The organism is Mycoplasma sp. 5912 (genome assembly GCF_054353835.1).
The window spans coordinates 1-20,100 of record NZ_JBTHHI010000008.1 but is presented as its reverse complement, the minus strand read 5'-3'; the positions used below and the strand labels follow the sequence as shown (position 1 = coordinate 20,100).

Genomic DNA, 20,100 nt, shown 5'->3' with positions numbered 1-20,100 from the left:
ATGAAACAACATAATGGAACAATTGTTCAAATTTTAGGACCTGTTGTTGATGTGCGTTTTAGCGAAGGAAAACTTCCAAAACTTCTTAATGCTTTAACTATAACAACTGATAATGGACAAGTTTATACATTAGAAGTAGCGCAACATATTGGTGACGATACTGCTCGAACCATTGCGATGGGTAGCACAAATGGGTTGCAACGTGGAATGACAGTTGTTGATACCAAAGCACCTATTTCGGTTCCGGTTGGAAATATTGTTTTAGGTCGTATTTTTGATGTTTTAGGTAACCCGATTGATGAGTTACCGCTTGAAGGTGAAATAATCCGTGCTCCAATTCATGCTCCTTCTCCATCATATGAAGAACAAAAAACATCTTCTGAAATTTTAGAAACCGGGATTAAAGTTATTGACTTATTAATCCCATATGCAAAAGGTGGAAAAATAGGTTTATTTGGTGGTGCAGGAGTTGGAAAAACAGTTTTAGTACAAGAGTTAATCAATAACATTGCTACCCAACATAATGGTCTTTCAGTGTTTGCTGGTGTCGGTGAACGTACCCGTGAAGGTAATGATTTATACCACGAAATGAAAGCAGCTGGTGTGCTCGATAAAACTGCCTTAGTCTTTGGGCAAATGAATGAATCCCCTGGAGCTCGTATGCGTGTTGCACTAAGTGGTTTAACAATGGCTGAATACTTTCGTGATAAACAAAATCAAGATGTGTTATTGTTTATTGATAACATCTTCAGATTCACCCAAGCAGGTTCAGAAGTATCAGCACTTTTAGGACGTATGCCTTCTGCAGTTGGTTATCAACCTACCTTAGCAACTGAAATGGGTGCTTTACAAGAACGGATTACTTCAACACGTCGTGGATCAATTACATCAGTGCAAGCTGTTTATGTTCCTGCTGATGATTTAACTGATCCAGCTCCTGCAACAACATTTACCCACTTGGATGCTAAAACTGTTTTAGACCGTGGAATTGCATCCTTAGGAATTTATCCTGCTATCGATCCACTTAACTCCGCATCAAGATTACTTGATCCTCTGGTAGTTGGAGCGGAGCATTATAATGTTGCACAAAGTGTAATTTCGATTTTACAACGCTTCAAAGAACTACAAGATATCATTGCAATTTTAGGAATGGGTGAACTTTCTGAAGAAGATAAAAAAATCGTTGCCCGTGCCCGTAGAATCCGTAACTTTTTATCACAACCTTTTACTGTCGCTGAAAAGTTCTCAGGAATCAAAGGACAATATGTACCTCTTTCAAACACCATACGCAGTTTTAAAGCAATTTTAAATGGTGATTATGATTCATATCCTGAAGATATCTTTAGATATGCAGGAAGCATTGAAGATGTAATCGAAAGATACCAAAAGAATAATGGCTAATACATCATATCTTAAAATTACTGCACCAAATGGAATTGTTTATGAAGGTAAAGTATATATTGTTACCTTAAAAACACCTAAAGGTTACATTGGATTGCAACCAAACCGATCTCCATTGTTTTCAAGTATCGAAATTGGAACCTTGAAGATTGAAACATCTAAATCTGATACTTTAACATATTATATTGGTGGTGGAATAGTTTATGCAGACCAACATAAAATCAATATTATCACCGATGATATTATTGATGTTAAAAAAATCGATATAGAACGAGCTAAAAAGGATGCTGCATCATTAACTGAGGCAATTAAAAGTAATAAAGATACAGTTGATTTAGCCTTATTAGAAACGAAACTTAAAAAAGCTTTGTTTCGAGTTGATACATATAATTTATTCAATAAATAACACCTTTGGTGTTATTTTTTTATCCTTTGGGTAACAAAAACCTACTAAGTGTATTAGTAGGTTTGATCATAAAAATGAAATGGTACATCGTACAGGGTTCGAACCTGCGACCCGCTGGTTAAGAGCCAGCTGCTCTACCGACTGAGCTAACGATGCAGGATTATTATAAACCTTTTTAACAAAAATATAAAAATATTTTTATCCTATCTAATTATTTTTGTTCTTTTTTAGTTCTTAAATATACATTTTCTTATATATATAACGAGGTAAGAATGAAACTAGATGAAAAATTTAAACTAACCAGCAATATCAAACTTTTTAGGTTATACAAAATGAGCGAGAAACTCAGTAAATCTATAAGTAAATTTACTGAGCAGCAAACTGAGCATTTGCTTCCGATTTTATATATAGGTGATGATATTATTTTTGGTGAAGTTCGAGCACAGGATAAAACTGAAAATCTTGAGACAACCGATTTATATAACCATGAGAAAATGTGGGATGTTGCTTTATATTATAAAAATTTCTATCGGATGAACTCAAAAATCTTAAAAGAATATATTTATGAAGATGAACAAACCATTTCATTAGGGCATGTTAGCGAAGTTAATGAGTTAAATATTTTAGATAAATTAAAATACTGCTTTACAAGTTTAGATGCTGATACTAAATTAACATATATTTATCCGAAAAAAACTGAAAATAAAAGTATTGCTAATTAAGAGTTTCTGCTAAAATTTTGACATGAATATTTTAACGATTGAAAAAAAGTTATGAAGGTATTGATTTACCAATACATTCATTAAACTCTTATTTATAGGTTTGCTAGTATTTAGCATCGTTATCATTCCGAGTCTTAATTTAGTTGATATCAAAATCAAGCAAGACTCAGATCTTGCTTTTTTATTTTTATTTGATGTAATTTTGTTTATTTTAAGCATCTTTTTTGGGTATTATGAGCAATTTTACTGAAAAAAACTACTTTATAAGCATTTGGATGATAAATATCAAACAAATAGGTTTTTAAAACTATTAAACATCTCTTTTTATACATATTTATCAGGACCATTGTATCGAGCATATTTATTAATTTCATTATTTTTTGAAGATGGTAAATATCATTTTATGTTTAAATATGCCAGACGCAAAAAATATGGTTTTTCAATTCAAGATATTTCATTTTCAGGAATTTTATTTGCCTTATTTTTAACATTAACTTTAATTAAAAACTTTACAGCAGCAAGAATAATCAATTTAGATTTTGAATTTGCTTTTTATATTCTCTTTGCTTATTTTTTAGGTAAATTCAAAGGTGCTTTATTATCCTTTATGGCTGATTTTTTTGGATTGCTGTTTTCAGGAAGAATCGGTTTTTATCATTGAGTTTATGCCATCGTTCCGATTATTGCAACGATATTGATTGGATGATTTATTGATTTATTTAAAAAACATAAACAAACATCGATGATTGTGATGAATATTGCATTGGTTGTTATTTTTGTTATTTTGCTAGTTGTATTTTTATCACAAGTTAATAATCCTAAAGGAATAAGAATTTCTAAAACCTTTGGAGTTTCAAAAATATCACTTGCAGCTGGGATAATTTTATTAGTTTTTGCTGCTGCATTTATATTTATTATGATAGCCTTAACTATTTATTATTTAAAAACTAAAAATGATTCACAAAGCAAAAATAGAATTGGTTTTTTAGTTCTATCATTCTTTTTAACAGTTGCATTAATTGTTGTAGCCCGTTGAATTTGAGGACCATTTGCATTCATTCGTTTTGCTAACTACTTCTTAGGTCGTAAATACACATTATCACAACACTATTTAATATTTATGACACCAATTGTAATTAGATCACTGATATCAATTCCGATTTATGTTTTTATTTTATATATTATCTTGCTTCCGTTATCTATAATGAAGAAGCAATATGAAAAAAAAGAATATGGTATTACATATTAATAAGGATTCGTTTCCTTATTTTTATAAAAAAAATTAAATAAATTTGCTGTGTGTTATAATTTATAAGAAAACAAAACTACATAAGGAAAAAAATGAAATCAATTAAATTAATGTTTCAGAGATCGACACAAAAGAAGAAATTAAATAACTCTGGATCTGGTAAGGTTCGTAAAGTGTTATCAAAAATTTCTGGTGCTTTTATGTTACCAATCTCTGTTATGTCTATTGCTGGTTTATTTTTAGGAATCGGTGCAGCAATTGCAACTGGTGCTCCTGAAGGAAGCACTGCAAATATAATAGGTAATTTAGTTAAACAACTAGGAGACCCAGTTTTTGGTGCATTACCATTGTTATTTGCAACTGCCTTTGTGATTGCATTCACGGATGAAGCAGGAGTCGGAGTGTTTGCTACGATAATTGCCTTTTTAATCTTCACTGCTGTTCAGAGTGTCTTTATTTTTGATCATACAGTAAAGTATATGGGTAAGGAGTGATTTAATGGTGCATTACGAGATTCTGTAAAAACAAAAATAACTGGTTATACAATATTCTTTCAAGGAGCAGGACGTAATCCACAAAACTTAGTTAAATTAGTTGGAACTACCTTAGGGATTAAGTCAATGCAAACTTCAGTATTTGGTGGGATAACAATCGGATTATTAGTGCAATGATTATATAATCGTTTTCACACCATACAACTACCACAAGTTATCTCATTCTTTGGTGGTAAAAGATTTGTTTCAATAGTTGCAATCCCTGCTGCATTTATTGTTGCAATCATCTTCTTAATTTTTTGACCATGGATTGGAGTTGGATTAAATGTTTTTGGAACAGCACTTGGAAAAGCTCCATATGGTATAGAATCACTTGTTTTTGGTATCATCGAAAGATCATTGATTCCATTTGGATTACACCATGTATTCTATGCTCCATTATGATATTCAAGTGTTGGGGGAGATTTAAATACATCACTTGTTAACTGACAACAAGGATTACAAAAAGAAAATATTACATTAATTCCAGGTGATACATTAACTACATTAATAAAAGCTATTACTAAGGATCCTGATAAATACCAAGGTGATTCAACTGCTGCATTATCACTTGTTGGTATGCCGAACCATATTGATTATACCTTGCAGCAAGTAGGTAAACCTGATTTGCATATATCTAAACAATTATTTGTCTTTGTCGCAGATGAATTAGGAACAAAGATAGGACGCTTTACTGATGGTAAGTTTGGATTTATGATTATAGCACTTCCTGCAGCTGCTGCAGCTATGATTATGGCTGCTCCAAAAGAAAATCGTAAAGTTGCCTTAGGAACAGTGCTACCAGCAGGATTTACTGCAATGCTTACAGGTGTAACTGAACCAATCGAATTTACCTTCTTATTTTTAGCACCATATCTATTCTGAGGTTTCCATGCATTTATGGCTGGATTGTCATTTATGTTTGCTAACTTAGCTGGTGTGCATATTCCACAAGCATTCTCAGGAGGATTATTAGACTTCTTTATTTATGGAGTGATAAATGTAGCAAAAGGAACTCATTTCTGATGAACACTTGTTATAGGTGCTGCTTATGCACCAGTATACTACTTTGTCTTCTACTTTGTAATTAAGAAATTCGATCTTGCTACTCCAGGACGTGGAGGGAATACTAAACTATTTACAAAAGCAGATTTTCAAAATAAAAATGCTCAAGTAAATGATGAAGCAGCAAGCGAAATAGATCCTACTGCCTTAGCAGTGGTTGAAGCATATGGTGGTTTAGAAAATATTACAGCTTTTAATAACTGTGCTTCTAGACTTAGATATGATGTTAAAGATGCAAGTAAGGTTGATGTTGATAAACTAAAGGCTGCTGGTGCATTTGGTGTAAAAATTGAAGGAAATAACCATGCACAAGCAATTATGGGTCCTGTTTCTGAGCAACTTAATGCTAAAATAAAATCGCAAAGAGAATTAATTGCTAAATATGAATCAGAACATAAAGGACAAGAATTTGTTACACCTACAACATCACAGTCACAACCAAAAATAATCACTTCGGCTAAATCGCTTGAATTACATACTGCTGCTCGTGGAAAAATCTTACCACTAGAAGATTTAAAAGACGGTATCTTCTCTGAAAAGATGCTTGGTAATGGTTTTGTAGTTAAATTTGATTCAACTACTGAAGGAAATGTTTATACACCTGCTGCTGGAACTATTGATTTAGTAGCAGACACTAAGCATGCATATGGAATAACTACTGATGAGGGTGTTAAATTGCTAGTTCATATTGGTCTTGATACCGTTAAATTGAATGGACAAGGATTTAAAGACTTAGTTAAAGTTGGTGATAAAGTAAAAATTGGTGATAAGCTTGCAAGTGTAGACTTAGAATTTATTAAATCACAAAACCTTCGCAGCGATGTTATTGTCGTTGTGCTGCATGAAGGAAGTATGTCAAACTTCGAAGTTTATAATAATTCTAAAGCTGACACCACAACTGAAATAGTCGGAATTGTCAGAAAGTAAAAAAAGATACTAACCGTATCTTTTTTTTATCTCTCATGGTTAATATGTTCATATTTATATGTAGTGAATTCTGCTTCTTGATGGATAATATTTTCTGGTATCAATTGGCTTTTATCAATGTATTCAAAATATGTATCACATTTATAAGTACCATTAATCACTGAAACATATACTTCCTTAGTTATTTGTCAATAATCTAAATATAAAAATCTTCCACCACAAATAAAAATATCCTTATCACATTTAAGCATCGCAGCAGTTGCTGGGCCTGAATCAAAGAAAACACGATGTGGTCGTAATTTTTTGTTTTCTGGTATCTCAAAAGGTTGATAATAGGTTAAAACTCAAATTTCCCGATTTGATGTATCAAAATCATCTGGCAAAGAAAAAAAAGTTCTTGCACCAAAAACCAAAACACTATTTTGAGTTATCTTATTAAAAACTTTTAATTCGCTTTTTGTCTTTCAAGGAAGATGGTTTTTATATCCAATGCAGTTTTTCTCATCAACTGCTACAATTAATTTAATCATAAAAATCCTTATCTGCTTTCCCGTTGGCTTTTCATCTTACAATTAATTGGTTATATTGTTCATAATTTTCACATTCTAAATATTCAAGTTGATCAGCATCATTACTAAAATCAAATTGTGGAGATGTATCGGTACTGGTATATTTATAATATCATTCTTTAACCAATCGAATATCTTCTTCAACTTCAGCATTATTAACATTAAAAGTATATGATTTGATTTTACGTTTATTTAAATCTACTGCTTGTGGGTTTAAATAATCACCTTGAGCATCGATTAAAAAAGCAGCAATAATTGAATAAGTTGTTATCGGTTTATTTAACTTTTTAGACATTAAATATGCATATAATTGTGCTTGCTTGCGATATGATGCATCAACACCCTCAATTTCTCATTTATCTTTTTTACTTTCACCAGCTGTTTTAATTTCTAAAATTCTATTTAGTGATGGAATATATCCATCTGGAACACCACTTAAAACATCATCAACACCTGCAAAATAATCATAATTGAAGTTTTTTGCTTCATAGTTTTCTATATACAAATTTGGTGATTTTGCTCTTAAAAGATCAAAGATTTTAGGTTCTAAAATAGTTCCGGCATTAATGTATTTTTTACTTAATACAGGTAATTTAAGTCTTGTGATATGACAGAAAGCATTAAATTGTGATTTATATTTATTTTCAATTAAAATATCACCAACACTGCTTCCTCCAATCTTTTTATACCCTCTGAATTTATCAAAAGTTTTTAATTCTGAATAAAATTCGGGTAGCAACTTAATTACCCTATTTTCCTTATCGATAATATAATGTTGTTTGTTAAAATATTTTCTTGCCATTTATTTAAAGAAATTTTTCACAATAGTATTTGCTGAAATTTCTACTCCTTTAAAATCTGCTTCCCATTCTTCATTAATCATAGTGTTTTGTGGGACAATATGGTCAAAACATATATTTACCAATTTATCAAAACTTGTTTCTGTTGAATTATCATCAACACCCACCACAAACTTATTAGCATCCATAAACTTTTCAATTCGAATTGATATCACACGACATTCGTCATCACTTTTTTTCAAAGTTGCTTCTAAATCCTTAACATTCTTTTTAAAGAAGTCTAATTCGTTTGGAAAGCGCAAATCATCTATTATAAATAAGGTGCTTTTGCTGCCCTTAATTGATTGTTTCACAGTTGCTTTTATTTTATCGAAGACACGTGCGCATCAGATGTTGCTATCGATGTTTCGACCTACTTCACCCATTGCAATTCATAACGGACGTACAATTTCTTTATTTATTCCATCTCATTTTATTTCATCTAAAATCGGTTTAGTAATACTTTTTATAGGTTCTGCAAAGGATAAAATATGTACATTGTTATCAAATTTTTTAGCTAACTTTTTAGATAATGCTTGTGTTAGCAATCCTTTTCCACTTCTTCTTTTTCCGTTAATTAAAACTATGGTATGTTTTCTCATCATTCTCCTTTTAATAAAATAGTGTTTTAATATTATATATATAAAATAAATTCTGTTATTTATTTATTATATTTTTTGATTTTTGGTTAATTAGATAACTTGTTTATAAAAATGTATAAAAATTTTTATACCTATGATATAGATAAATAAGTTTTAATAATATATAATAATAAATTAAGTTAATATTCTTAAAATAACATATTTACCTAGTATATAGCACAAAAAGAAAATATAAATAATATGGAAATTTTGCAGAACCATTTTTATTAAGGTGTACACAGTCATTAGAGTCTTTAGATAATATAAAAATCTTTTTTAATTATATAAGCAACATTATTCATGCAGAATTCATAACATCAATAATTTCTAATATCTAAATATTTTACCAAATCCATATAAAAATAATTTTATTTGTTAAAATTTAAATATATAAAGGAAAATAAATGACATTAACACAACTTATAAAAGCAGAATTAATTAATATTGTTAAAAAACTACAAGAATCACATTATTTTGATGTAGATTTTAATGCAGATGATTTAAATTTTATCTTAGGTGAACCTAATTTACCTGTAAAAACAAGTTCGGTTGCAAAAAGATATGATTTATCAACTAATTTAGCATTTGTTTTAAAAGCATATAAAAAAATAAATCCAATGAAAATAGCAGAATGTCTCGTTGAAAAGTTAGCAAATTCATTTAAATTTATTTATCAAGTTGATATAGCTCCACCAGGTTTTTTAAATATTGTTTTAAATGATTCTGCTTTTATTTATATAATATCGAATATCTTAGAGCAAAAATCTTTGTATGCAAAAAATCAAGTAGAAGGACAAAAGATAAATGTAGAATATATCTCTGCTAATCCGACAGGTTTTTTGCATGTTGGTCATGTGCGTGGTGCGGTTTTCGGAAGTACTTTAATTAATGTTTTAAGGCATATTGGATATAATGTTGAATCTGAATATTATATAAATGATGCCGGAAATCAAATTAACATCTTAGTTAATTCATTATATGTGCATTATGCAGCATTGTTTGGTAAAAATCTTAAAATGTCAGATGAATGCTATCAAGGTAATGATATCATATGAGTAGCACAGCAGGTTAAAGAAAGTTATAATGATTACTTTTTGGATCTTAATACAAATAAACGTAGTGAACTTGAAAACCTTGCTGTTGAGATATTGTTGAATAAAATAAAAGATGATTTAGCAAAACTTAACATTCATATTGATACTTTTACATCTGAAAATTCTCTATATGAGCAAGATATGATTAAACCAGTATTGGAAAAATTAGCTCCATATACATATTTAAAAGATGGTGCATTATTTTTAAAAACCAGTGATTTTGGTGATGATAAAGATCGTGTATTAATTAAATCGGATGCAAGTAATACTTATTTATTACCTGATATTGCATATCATTTGACTAAAATAAAAAAAGCAAGTCGTTTAATAAACATCTGAGGTGCAGATCATTCTGGTTATGTTGCTCGGATGAAAATCGCTTTTCAGTGTTTAGGATATAATCCAAAAAATCTAGAAGTACTAATTATTCAACTAGTTAGATTGATAAAAGATGGTAGTGAATTTAAAATGTCTAAAAGAGCAGGGACATCAGTTACTTTAGCAGACCTTTTAGATGTAAGTTCATCTGATGCGATTCGTTTTATGATGCTAACTAGAGAAATATCAAATAAATTTGATTTTGATATAGATTATGCTAATTCAAATGATACAAATAACCCTGTATTTTTAGTCCAATACACTTATTCACGCATTGTTTCGTTACTTAAGAAGATTAAAAAACCACATTTAAATAACACTGCCAAATTTACTGATAAGGCTAAAAAAATCATTATAACACTTGATTTATTTTCAGATTTAATTAAAACGATTTCTGTGACATCAAAAGTAAATTTATTAAGTCAATATTTGCTTAATTTGGTAAAATTATTTAACAGTTTTTATGAACAAACATATATTCAAACAAATGAACAAGAAGAATCATATGCAGCAATGATTGAATCAATAAGAATTGTAATGAAAATTGCTTTAGATTTAATGGGTGTAAATGCACCTGAGCAAATGTAATTGATTCCATATTTTGTTATAATCAAAGTGATTAAATATTTAAAAAAAACAAATAAATATATAAAATAAAAAAGGAGAAATTATGAAAAATACTACAATGTTAGAAGTAGCGATTGAAAAAGTTAACTCTAATCCACTTTATTCATTCACATTCGCAGAACTTTTTGATGCAGTTGAAAAAGAATTAAAGGATAACTGATACTTTAGATTTGTCAAAGGTGAACCTAATTTACCTTATGAAAAAGTTCGTGAAACCAAAATGGGTGAGCTTTATCGTTTGTTAACAGTAGATAAAAGATTTCACAGAAACATAGATGGTAGCTGAAGAGCTGCAAATTAAGGAGAATTATGCCATTAGTAAATGCAAAGGAAATGCTACATAAAGCAAAAGAAGGAAAATATGCGATTCCACATATAAATATTAACAACCTTGAATGAGCAAAAGCTGTGCTTTTAACAGCTGAGGCTGAAAAATCACCAGTGATTATTGCAACTTCTGAAGGAGCAATTAAATATATGGGTGGATTTAATGTTGTTTCAGGAATGATGTTAGGATTGGTTCAGGATTTAAATATTAGTGTTCCAGTCGCATTACATTTAGATCATGGAACATTTGAAGGAGCAAAAAAAGCAATTGCTACCGAAGCATACACTTCATTAATGTTTGATGGATCGCATCTTGATTTTGAAGAAAACTACTCAAAAACCAAGGAATTAGTTGAATTAGCAAAAGAAAAAAATATGTCATTTGAAGCTGAAGTAGGAACCATCGGGGGTGAAGAAGATGGGATTGTAGGAAACGGAGAATTCGCTGATCCTGAACAAGCTCGTAAGATGGCAACACTCGGAATCGATGTCTTAGCAGCCGGAATCGGAAATATTCACGGACCATATCCAGCAAGTTGAAAATCACTTAGTTTTGAAACTTTAACTAAAATTTCATCAGCAGCAGGAATAGGGATTGTATTACATGGAGGCAGTGGAATTCCAAGTGAACAAATTAAAAAAGCTATTTCTTTAGGTGTAACTAAAATTAATGTTAATACCGAACTACAACAAGCAAATCATAAAGCAATTCGTGAATTTATCATGTCTGGAGAAGATTTAAAAGGTAAAAACTTTGATCCACGTAAATTATACAAACCAGGTTATGATGCAATGTGTCAAACAGTTCGTGATAAAATTTATGAATTTGGTTCAAACAATAAAGCATAAACTAACGAAAGTTAGTTTTTTTATCCCTTTGGTTCCGGGATAAAAAAATCACATTACTGTGATTGTTCGATAGGATTACATTCATCGGTGCAACTTTCTGCATGTTTGCATTTAGGGAAGTTTTTGCAACCGATGAATTTTTGACCTTTTTTATTATTACGAATCAGCAAGGTTCCGCTGCAAAGTGGACAAGGACGTTTTAGTTCTTCTAATTTAAATTGCACAACATCAATTTTACCCTCTGCTTTAACAATTTCTTTTTGAAAATTATCTCAAAAAGATTGCATTAATTGATTCTTGTTTAGTTGTGATTCAGCTACCTTATCAAGATCTTCTTCAACTGCAGCGGTATATTTTTCGTTAAAAATATCTGGGAAAGCTTTAATTAATGTATCATTAACTTTCATTCCAAAAACAGTCGGGATAAGTTGTGTTGAATTTGTTTCAACAAATCCACGATCTTTAATAATATTAACAGTTGAAGCAAATGTTGAAGGTCTCCCAACTTTGATAATATCAAGCATTTCAATTAAACTACCATCATTATATCTCGGAGCAGGCTTAGTTTCATGATCTTCAAAATTAAAACTTTCAACATCTACTTGCTGATGAAGTTTATAATTTGGATCTTTGTTATCATTTTCATAACCAGAAACTACATAATATCCATCGAAAATAACTTTTGAATAAGTTTGTCGAAATTGATATCCGTTGTTATCAAATGTATATGCTTTTGATTCACGAATTGGTTGTTTTATTAGTGCCTGCAAGGTGGTTTCGTAAATCAACTTATAAATTCTTAACTCCGATTCACTGATATTAGGATATGTTTGTTTTAGTAGTTGCGGTGTCATAGATACATCAGTTGGTCGAATCGCTTCATGAGCATCTTGGTCACCACTAAATCCTTTTATTTCACTAGCTACATAGTCTTTGCTTCATTTTGTAGTTATATAACTTTGTGCATTTGATACAAATGAAGCAGACATACGGGTTGAATCGGTTCTTGGATAAGAAATTAATCCACCGTCACCAAAACCTTCATATAATCTTTGCACAATAGCCTGGGTTGTTGCAGCACTAAACGGACTCTTTTTATATAAAACAGATTGTTTTAGTGGGGTAATAGCACCGATTTTACGTTTGGAAACATTAATATCAGTAACCGTTAAAATTTTCTTAGTTTTTTTAATATCAGCTTTATATTGATCAATTTGACTCGGATAAATTCAATCACGATGTTCTGAATCATTTTTTGGATTGAAATAATTTGCTAAAACTTCATTATTAACAAGTTTTGCATTTAATTTATAGTATTTTTCAGGGATAAAAGCTTGTATTTCTCGTTCACGGTCTACAACTAATTTTAGAGCAATTGACTGCACACGTCCTGCAGTAGGTGTGCCGGGAGAATTTTTAAACTTATTTTTAATTAAATTAGTTACTCTAAAACCGATAATGCGATCAAGCATACGACGTGATTTTTGTGCAGCAACTAAATCATTATCAAGTGAGTTTGGTTTTTGAATCGCATGTTTTATAGCATCCTTGGTAATTTCATTATATTTTATTCTTGAATATTTGTTTTCAAGTTTAAAATAGGAAATCAAATGACTTCCGATTGCTTCTCCTTCGCGGTCTGGGTCAGTTGCAATATAAATATGTTCTGCTTGCTTAACTAACTCGTTAATATCTTTTACTACCTTTTTCTTAGTTGAATCTAATGAATATTTTGGTTCTCAATTTTCAAAATCAATTCCAAGTCCATAAATACCTTCGGTTTTCATTTTCAAAAAATGTCCAACTGAAGCAACTACTTTATATTCATCACCCAAATATTTTTGGATGGTTTGAACTTTATTAGGGGACTCGACTATTACTAAATTTTTCATATTCAATAATAATACAATATTTTGCAAGAAAAATTTAAAAATTTATAGAAATTTATATAATCACTTTCTATAAATTTTTGTTGATTTATGCAATAATAAATATTACAATTTAATATTTTAATGACAATTATTTGTAAATTTTTTATTTGAGTAAAATTTAAATTTACAAATAACACTAAATTACAGAACTTTTATCCCTTTGATACAGGATTATAAGAATATAAAGTATAAAGCAACCTGTCTATAAATTTAATTTATATTATAGTAACAAAACACAAGAAAATGATAAAATTAATTATGAGTATTATATTAGATACTCCTTGGCAAATTTAGCCCAGTAAAGACCATAAGGAGAAAAATGTTTAAATACGAAATTATGATGATCGTGAATCCAAAAGCGGATGTAAAAGTTGCTTTTGACTTGCTTTCAGAAGTTTTCGGCAAGGGTATAAAAAAAGCTGAAAAACTAGAAAGACACGAATTAGCATATGAAATCAATAAATCAAAACATGCACAATATGTTTTAGCACATGTAGAGGCAGATGCCAAAGCACCTGCAGAATTTACCCGTCGGGCAAATATTATTAAAGATATTTGAAGAACATTGTTAATTAACTTAGATACTGAAAGAGGGATGCATCCAAAAAAAGAAGTAAAACAATCTAAACCAAAAAGAACATATGTAAAAAGAGAAGTTAAAGTTAACGAGGAAAGTGAAAAACCTAGAAGACGTCCAAGAGTTAGTAAACCAGCTGAAACATCTATAAATAAGTAAAAGGTAATTATGAACAGAGTAATTTTAATCGGAAGAACAACTACAAATATTGAATTAAATACTACATCATCAGGTGTTGCTTGAGTAAGATTTACACTTGCAGTAACACGCAGAAGCCAAAGTCGCAATGAAATAACTGATTTTATTCCTATTGTTGCATTTTCACATTCAGCAATTTTGTTAAAAAATTCAGTTCCAAAAGGAACCTTAATTGCTGTAGAAGGTAATTTACAATCAAGTTCTTATCAGTCACGTACATCGAATCAAACAATCAGAAGTTTGGATGTGCATTTAGATACTTTTTACTTCTTAGAATCAAAACGTGTTACTGATGAACGTGCTAAAAATCGTTCTTCTGATGATTTTATTGGCACTAGTCCATTTACTGGTACCAGTTCATATCCAAAAAATACTTATTCACCGGAAAAAGTTGAACCAATATCATCACAGTCATTTTCACCAAATCCTGTAGTTGAAGAGTACCCAAATAAAAAACCAATTGAAGAAAAATTACACGATTTAGGTGATTTAGAATCAGATGTTAATGATGATATTGATATATTTTAGTTAAACCAAGGAGATTTATGGCTTACATTAAACGTAAAAAGAACTTCTCAAATAGAAAAAAAGTATGTGCTTTCTGTGAAGAAAAAGTTAATTATGTAGATTTTAAAAATGTTGAATTATTATTCAAATATATTTCTGGAACTGGATCAATTAAATCAAAATCAATGACCGGAACTTGTGCAAAACACCAAAGAAAGGTTGCTAATGCAATTAAAAGAGCCAGATTTATGGCCTTAATGCCTTATACAATCGTTCGCACACGTAATTTATCAAAATAATATAATATCCCAATAAAATACAGCAAACAGCTGTGTTTTTTATAAAAAAATAATATAATTAAGAATATTAACATTAAAAGGAGATTTAATGAAATTTAAAAAAATATTCTTAAGTTTAGGAGCAGTTTCAGCAACGGTTGCATCAGTAACTGTTGCTGTTGCTTGTCATCCAGAAACTCACGAAAATGCTAAAATTGATTTTAAAAGCATCAGAGTAAATTCAAACATTTGAAATAGCATTTCGGCTGAAAAAGATGCAATGACATTAGGACAATACCGTTCGGCACAAAAACAATTTGATGCTATGGTGCAAGGACAAAAAACATTATTTGATACTGATAAAGTAAAGGTAACAGATAAATCAGTAACTGTTACTAATCCAGAAACAGGTAAAGCAATTCCGGTTGTATTTATGGATATCGATGAAACCATTTTAAATAATTTTGGATATCAAAATTATTTAACTGCTAATGGACTTTCATTTAGTCCTAAAACATGACATCAATTTGTTACTGATGAAGTATCAACAGCAATTGCTGGCGCAATTGATTTTATTAAATATGTATGAAATCACGGTGGAGTTGTAATGTATAATTCTAATCGTGACCAAGCAACTGAATTAGATGCAACTATTTCAAATCTTAAAAAAGCAGGATTAGATGCTAAATACCTACCTAAATGAGCATTCTGAATGCAAGGTGTAGACTTATCTAATGCTAAACCTTGAACAGCAATTGACAAAACTAAAGTTAAAGATTCAAATGGTAATGTTGTAAAAGAAAAAGTAACTGTTACTGAAAAACAAGCAGACGGAAGTGAAAAAACAGCTGAAAAAGAAGTTGATAAAGAAAAAGTTGTTAACTCTAATAAAGAAGCAAGAATGAACCTTGTAAATAGTAAAGGATGAGATTTATCAGGTGAAAACTCTGATAATGGTAGTTTCGGAAATAATGTTGCTTTAAAAACTGTAATGCGTATCGGGGATAACTTTGATGATTTTAACGATATTGCTAGTCATGGACTTTTAAACATCAATCAAAATAAAGAAAAAGATAAAAAACAAGATCGTAAAGGTGTTTTAGAACAAACAGATAAATTATTTGGTAACTTTGATGTAAATGTTAAAGGTGTAATGTTTACCAAAGACGACAACGGAAATCCAGTTGCATCAAATGAAGCATGATCAGAGTCATATGTTTTAATCGGTGGTAATTCATCATATGGAGGTTTTGAAAGTGGTATTATGAAAGATTACTATAAAAATGTTGCAACAAAACCAAATGATGCTCAAAAAGCTATTTATGAAGCTTTAAAACCATTTACTTGAGATCCTAATAAGAAAGCAAATGAAACAACTCAAAATAAAGCAAAATAAGTCAATTTTAAAATCATCAATTGGGTGATTTTTAAAATATTAATTTTTTATACTATATATAAGCAAAAAAAAGAAAATAAAAAAATTTACATAATTTTACTATTTTAATATAATTACTTAGCAATACATCAAGACAGTAACGGCAAAATTGCTTAATTATGTTACCGAGTGTATCCTTAAGATTGCTCTTGTATTGCTTAATTATGCGAAAGGGGGCATTATGTCAGAATCAAAATTTAAGTTAGCTAAAAGAGAAGTTGTTCTAGAAATCTCACAAAAGATTCAAGAATCACAAGCACTTGCTTTTGCTGAATACCGTGGTTTGTCAGTTTCTGAATTAGAAAATTTAAGAAATGAAGCTACTAAATTAGGTGTTGAAGTTAAAGTATATAAAAATCGCTTATTTAAACTTGCAGCAAAAGCAGCAGGTTTAGGTGATTTAGACCAATTTCTTGTAGGTCCAAACATCTTTGTTTTTTCAAAAAACGATGAAATGTCAGCAGCAAAATTACTTACAGCATTTGCTAAAAAACATAAATTAATGGTAATTAAAGCCGGAACCTTCGATGGTAAAGTTGTTGATGCTAAAGGTGTTAAAGATGTTGCGACATTACCTACATACGATGAAGCACTTGCTATTCTTGCAAGATCATTGATGTCACCATTACAACAACTAGGTATGGCACTTAAAATGTATGCAGAAAATTTACCTGCTACAGAATAATATAATAAATAAAATATCAAATAAACGAAAGGAATATATTATGGCAAAATTAACTAAAGAAACATTTGTAGAATCATTAAAAGAAATGTCTATTAAAGAAGTAATGGAACTTGTAGAAGCAATGAAAGAAGCATTCGGAATTGATCCAATGGCCGCTATGGCAGTAGCTGCTGCCCCAGCAGAAGCTGCAGTTGAAGAAAAAACAAGTTTCAAAGTTGTATTAAAATCAGATGGTGGAAAGAAAGTTCAAGTTATTAAAGCTGTTCAATCAGTTTTAGGTGTTGGACTTATGGATGCTAAAAAAGTTGTTGATGCACTTCCTGCTGTAGTTAAAGAAAATGTTAACTCAGATGAAGCTGAATCAATTAAAGCAACATTAGTTGCTGCTGGTGCAGAAGTTTCAGTAGAATAATGAAATAACATTAATACCGTTTTAAAGTAGGAATAAAAGATTAACAACTAATTATGTTAATCTTTTTTTCTGCTTTATAATTTCTTATCACTATATTTTTATTATAACAATATCAAATCAAAAACAAGAAAATAATAATTTTTCATATAAATTTTTAATTTTTTCAGACATTTAATAAGTTAATTATTTATTCATTATTTATAGTTTATAATATATAAATATGAATTCATTAGAAAAAATTATAAATAAAATTCATCTAGGAAATAACCTTGACTTGTTTAAACAAATACCAGATAAAAGTATTGACTTAATCTTTGCTGATCCTCCTTATAATATGAATTTGCAAAAACAATTATATCGATATGATGGAAGTGTTTTTGATGGAGTTAATGATGCTTGAGATAAATATGAGTCATTAGAACATTATGATACTGAAACTAAAAAATGACTAATAGAAAGTTTAAGAGTTTTAAAAGATAGTGGTTCTCTATGAGTTATTGGTTCATATCAAAATATTCATCGTTTAGGATACTTATTACAAGATTTAGGGGCATGAATAATTAATGAAATTGTTTGAGAAAAAAGTAATCCTGTACCAAACTTTGCTGGAACAAGATTTGTTAATGCACAAGAAACTTTATTATGAGTTACTAAAACTAAAAATGCTAAGTATACCTTTAATTATAAAACAATGAAACATCTAAATGGTAATTTACAGATGAAATCCATATGACGTTTTCCAATATGTAATGGTAATGAACGCTTAAAAGATGTAAATGGTAAAAAAATTCATTCGACTCAAAAACCACTTGTGTTATTAGAACGAATTATTTTAGCCACTTCTAATGTGGGTGATGTTATTTTAGATCCTTTTTCGGGAACCGGGACCACAGCACATGCTGCCAAAAAACTTGGTAGAAATTATATTGCTTTTGAGCAAGATCCAAAATATTATCAAGCAAGTGTCGATAGACTTGCATCTGTAACAGAAGATAATGATCACAATGATTTAAAATTTGCAATATATGATCATAAACCTAACAAAGTTACTTTTAAAGAGTTAATTTCAAATGGTTATCTTGATATAAAAATTCCGATAAGAATTTATAATTTCCAACAGGATTTATATTTTAATAACCAAGGACAAATTTTATATAATAATGTTTGATATACCCCAAATGCGCTTTGTAAAAAGTTGTTTAATAAACCAACAAATGCATGAGAGAATATAAGTTATCAAGGAGAAAAATTATCTTCGCTTCGCGAAAAATATAGACAAGAAAATTAATCTTGTCTATATTTTAAAATTTTTAAAATTCTTTGATCGATTTTTTTAACTAAATCACCTGTATTGATAATGTGTTCAAAGATAAGAGTGTTTATATAGTTATTGCTCACTATTTCATGATTAAATTCAACAATTTGTTGCTTTAAAGTATTTCAATGTTTTGATAAGTTTAAATATTCAAATAATTGATCACCGTATAAAACCTTTGCATCTTTAAGATTTAAATGATCTTGGAGTTTATTTAGTTCATTTTTATAAAAATTATAATTTTTGTTCTGACTTGGATCTATAAAATAAAGCAAAACAACAATGTTTGAATAAGAACTTGAATAATTAGTTACTTTTGACATTAAATTTTGAATTTGTCCACGTTTTTTGGTGCTATCATGATTATCTCTGATTTTGATTTCACCGATATAAATAGTATTATTCATCTCAAAGACTAAATCAATATTTGATGTTTGATCATTTTTGTTTAAAGTTGCTCCATTTTCAAATAAGAAAAAATTGATAACATCTTCAAGAAAATACCCATATCTGATGTTTTTAGTATTACTTATACATCCATAAACATATTCATAAATATCATTTGGACAATGATAAATATCTTGTTTTATCTGATTGGTAGTTATTTTTGATGTAAAATAACTACCAATTGATTTAAAATGCTTATCAAATAAGGATTGGATTTGTTGTTTGTTCATAAGATAATGAGCAGATATAGAATGTACAATTTGTTGATATATTTAAAACCCATCTCGGTTCTAATCTATCATCTCTGTTAAATAATTCGTTAATTATAAATCCATTTTGATTCATTAAGGTTTTAATATCATCGGGAGTATAAAAACGATTTTTAATTTTAGTGTCATAATGAATGTTAGTTAATATTTTCTCTTTTGAAAATAAGGGTAATTTATATATATGTTTTCTCATTCAAAATTGTGTATATTCTTTTGTAGAAAACATATTATGTAGAGTGAAGATGAATTTTGAATTATGATGCATCATTGATTTGATATTTTTAATGGTATTCAACACTTTTCTTCTGTATATAATGTTAGAAAAACCGTTGAAAGAAAAGAGAATTAAGTCAAACTTTTGTGCTCCTGCATTTCCCACTTAAGTGGGATTTTTTATTTGATTATTTAACTCTCTTATA

21 protein-coding genes and 1 tRNA gene are annotated in these 20,100 nt (G+C 29.4%); 15 read left to right on the top strand and 7 right to left on the bottom strand.

All coding sequences use genetic code 4. The features are described from left to right. Window positions 1–1,401, top strand: coding sequence for a F0F1 ATP synthase subunit beta (atpD, locus tag ACXYRP_RS03215; protein WP_458597525.1), 1,401 nt, complete (start codon window positions 1–3; stop codon window positions 1,399–1,401). Further along, entirely contained in the window at window positions 1,394–1,807 is a 414-nt protein-coding gene (gene atpC / locus ACXYRP_RS03210; protein ID WP_435129342.1) for an ATP synthase F1 subunit epsilon, read from the top strand. Before atpD ends, atpC begins: the two co-directional genes overlap by 8 nt. Window positions 1,808–1,887: 80 nt before the next feature. Here the strand turns inward: atpC and ACXYRP_RS03205 are convergent. Beyond that, window positions 1,888–1,963 (bottom strand) — tRNA-Lys (locus tag ACXYRP_RS03205). A 116-nt stretch (window positions 1,964–2,079) separates the two neighbouring features. Between ACXYRP_RS03205 and ACXYRP_RS03200 the strand changes: the two genes are divergently transcribed. The 3 genes from ACXYRP_RS03200 to ACXYRP_RS03190 all read left to right on the top strand — a co-directional run bounded on the left by ACXYRP_RS03200 (window position 2,080) and on the right by ACXYRP_RS03190 (window position 6,303). After that, on the top strand, window positions 2,080–2,529 hold the full coding sequence (locus tag ACXYRP_RS03200; RefSeq protein WP_458597524.1) for a hypothetical protein: 450 nt from the start codon (window positions 2,080–2,082) through the stop codon (window positions 2,527–2,529). 22 nt (window positions 2,530–2,551) lie between these two features. Beyond that, complete coding sequence (locus tag ACXYRP_RS03195; RefSeq protein ID WP_458597523.1) at window positions 2,552–3,778, top strand: hypothetical protein; 1,227 nt, start codon at window positions 2,552–2,554, stop codon at window positions 3,776–3,778. Window positions 3,779–3,870: 92 nt separating this feature from the next. Further along, a complete protein-coding gene (locus ACXYRP_RS03190; RefSeq protein ID WP_458615206.1) occupies window positions 3,871–6,303 on the top strand; it encodes a PTS transporter subunit IIABC in 2,433 nt (810 codons plus the stop codon). Window positions 6,304–6,329: 26 nt separating this feature from the next. On the opposite strand, the gene ACXYRP_RS03185 is transcribed toward ACXYRP_RS03190, so the two are convergent. The 3 genes from ACXYRP_RS03185 to ACXYRP_RS03175 are packed head-to-tail and all read right to left on the bottom strand — an operon-like array spanning window position 6,330 to window position 8,313. Beyond that, window positions 6,330–6,833: a dihydrofolate reductase gene (locus tag ACXYRP_RS03185; RefSeq protein WP_458597521.1), complete on the bottom strand. Its 504-nt coding sequence runs from the start codon at window positions 6,831–6,833 to the stop codon at window positions 6,330–6,332. Next, a complete protein-coding gene (locus tag ACXYRP_RS03180) occupies window positions 6,826–7,674 on the bottom strand; it encodes an MAGa7180 family putative nuclease (RefSeq protein WP_458597520.1) in 849 nt (282 codons plus the stop codon). Before ACXYRP_RS03180 ends, ACXYRP_RS03185 begins: the two co-directional genes overlap by 8 nt. Next, on the bottom strand, window positions 7,675–8,313 hold the full coding sequence (locus ACXYRP_RS03175) for a hypothetical protein (protein WP_458597519.1): 639 nt from the start codon (window positions 8,311–8,313) through the stop codon (window positions 7,675–7,677). 443 nt (window positions 8,314–8,756) lie between these two features. Here ACXYRP_RS03175 and argS point away from each other — a divergent pair, with 443 nt between their 5' ends. The 3 genes from argS (at window position 8,757) to fba (ending at window position 11,627) form a co-directional block, all read left to right on the top strand. After that, entirely contained in the window at window positions 8,757–10,412 is a 1,656-nt protein-coding gene (gene argS, locus ACXYRP_RS03170; RefSeq protein ID WP_458615205.1) for an arginine--tRNA ligase, read from the top strand. A gap of 82 nt (window positions 10,413–10,494) precedes the next feature. Further along, on the top strand, window positions 10,495–10,752 hold the full coding sequence (rpoE, locus tag ACXYRP_RS03165) for a DNA-directed RNA polymerase subunit delta (RefSeq protein WP_435129364.1): 258 nt from the start codon (window positions 10,495–10,497) through the stop codon (window positions 10,750–10,752). A gap of 8 nt (window positions 10,753–10,760) precedes the next feature. Further along, on the top strand, window positions 10,761–11,627 hold the full coding sequence (gene fba / locus ACXYRP_RS03160) for a class II fructose-1,6-bisphosphate aldolase (RefSeq protein ID WP_458615204.1): 867 nt from the start codon (window positions 10,761–10,763) through the stop codon (window positions 11,625–11,627). A gap of 53 nt (window positions 11,628–11,680) precedes the next feature. Here the strand turns inward: fba and topA are convergent, their stop codons facing one another. Then, the gene (gene topA, locus ACXYRP_RS03155; protein ID WP_458597516.1) at window positions 11,681–13,519 is read right to left on the bottom strand and encodes a type I DNA topoisomerase; all 1,839 of its coding nucleotides are present in this window, start codon (window positions 13,517–13,519) and stop codon (window positions 11,681–11,683) included. A 358-nt stretch (window positions 13,520–13,877) separates the two neighbouring features. On the opposite strand from topA, the gene rpsF reads away from it, so the two are divergent. The 7 genes from rpsF (at window position 13,878) to ACXYRP_RS03120 (ending at window position 18,938) form a co-directional block, all read left to right on the top strand. Continuing rightward, window positions 13,878–14,294: a 30S ribosomal protein S6 gene (rpsF, locus tag ACXYRP_RS03150; RefSeq protein ID WP_458597515.1), complete on the top strand. Its 417-nt coding sequence runs from the start codon at window positions 13,878–13,880 to the stop codon at window positions 14,292–14,294. Window positions 14,295–14,303: 9 nt separating this feature from the next. Beyond that, a complete protein-coding gene (locus tag ACXYRP_RS03145; RefSeq protein ID WP_458607551.1) occupies window positions 14,304–14,861 on the top strand; it encodes a single-stranded DNA-binding protein in 558 nt (185 codons plus the stop codon). Window positions 14,862–14,878: 17 nt separating this feature from the next. Beyond that, entirely contained in the window at window positions 14,879–15,139 is a 261-nt protein-coding gene (rpsR, locus tag ACXYRP_RS03140; protein WP_458597513.1) for a 30S ribosomal protein S18, read from the top strand. Window positions 15,140–15,227: 88 nt separating this feature from the next. Continuing rightward, window positions 15,228–16,514, top strand: coding sequence for an HAD family acid phosphatase (locus ACXYRP_RS03135; RefSeq protein ID WP_458615203.1), 1,287 nt, complete (start codon window positions 15,228–15,230; stop codon window positions 16,512–16,514). A 220-nt stretch (window positions 16,515–16,734) separates the two neighbouring features. Next, complete coding sequence (gene rplJ, locus ACXYRP_RS03130) at window positions 16,735–17,238, top strand: 50S ribosomal protein L10 (protein ID WP_435129389.1); 504 nt, start codon at window positions 16,735–16,737, stop codon at window positions 17,236–17,238. A gap of 40 nt (window positions 17,239–17,278) precedes the next feature. Continuing rightward, window positions 17,279–17,650: a 50S ribosomal protein L7/L12 gene (gene rplL / locus ACXYRP_RS03125; protein WP_458597510.1), complete on the top strand. Its 372-nt coding sequence runs from the start codon at window positions 17,279–17,281 to the stop codon at window positions 17,648–17,650. 220 nt (window positions 17,651–17,870) lie between these two features. Next, the gene (locus ACXYRP_RS03120; protein ID WP_458607548.1) at window positions 17,871–18,938 is read left to right on the top strand and encodes a DNA-methyltransferase; all 1,068 of its coding nucleotides are present in this window, start codon (window positions 17,871–17,873) and stop codon (window positions 18,936–18,938) included. Here ACXYRP_RS03120 and ACXYRP_RS03115 read toward each other — a convergent pair. After that, a complete protein-coding gene (locus ACXYRP_RS03115) occupies window positions 18,935–19,642 on the bottom strand; it encodes a hypothetical protein (protein WP_458607547.1) in 708 nt (235 codons plus the stop codon). The two genes, ACXYRP_RS03120 and ACXYRP_RS03115, sit on opposite strands and share 4 nt — an antisense overlap. Continuing rightward, on the bottom strand, window positions 19,608–20,060 hold the full coding sequence (locus ACXYRP_RS03110) for a hypothetical protein (protein WP_458614827.1): 453 nt from the start codon (window positions 20,058–20,060) through the stop codon (window positions 19,608–19,610). Before ACXYRP_RS03110 ends, ACXYRP_RS03115 begins: the two co-directional genes overlap by 35 nt. Between the last annotated feature and the right edge of the window lie 40 nt (window positions 20,061–20,100).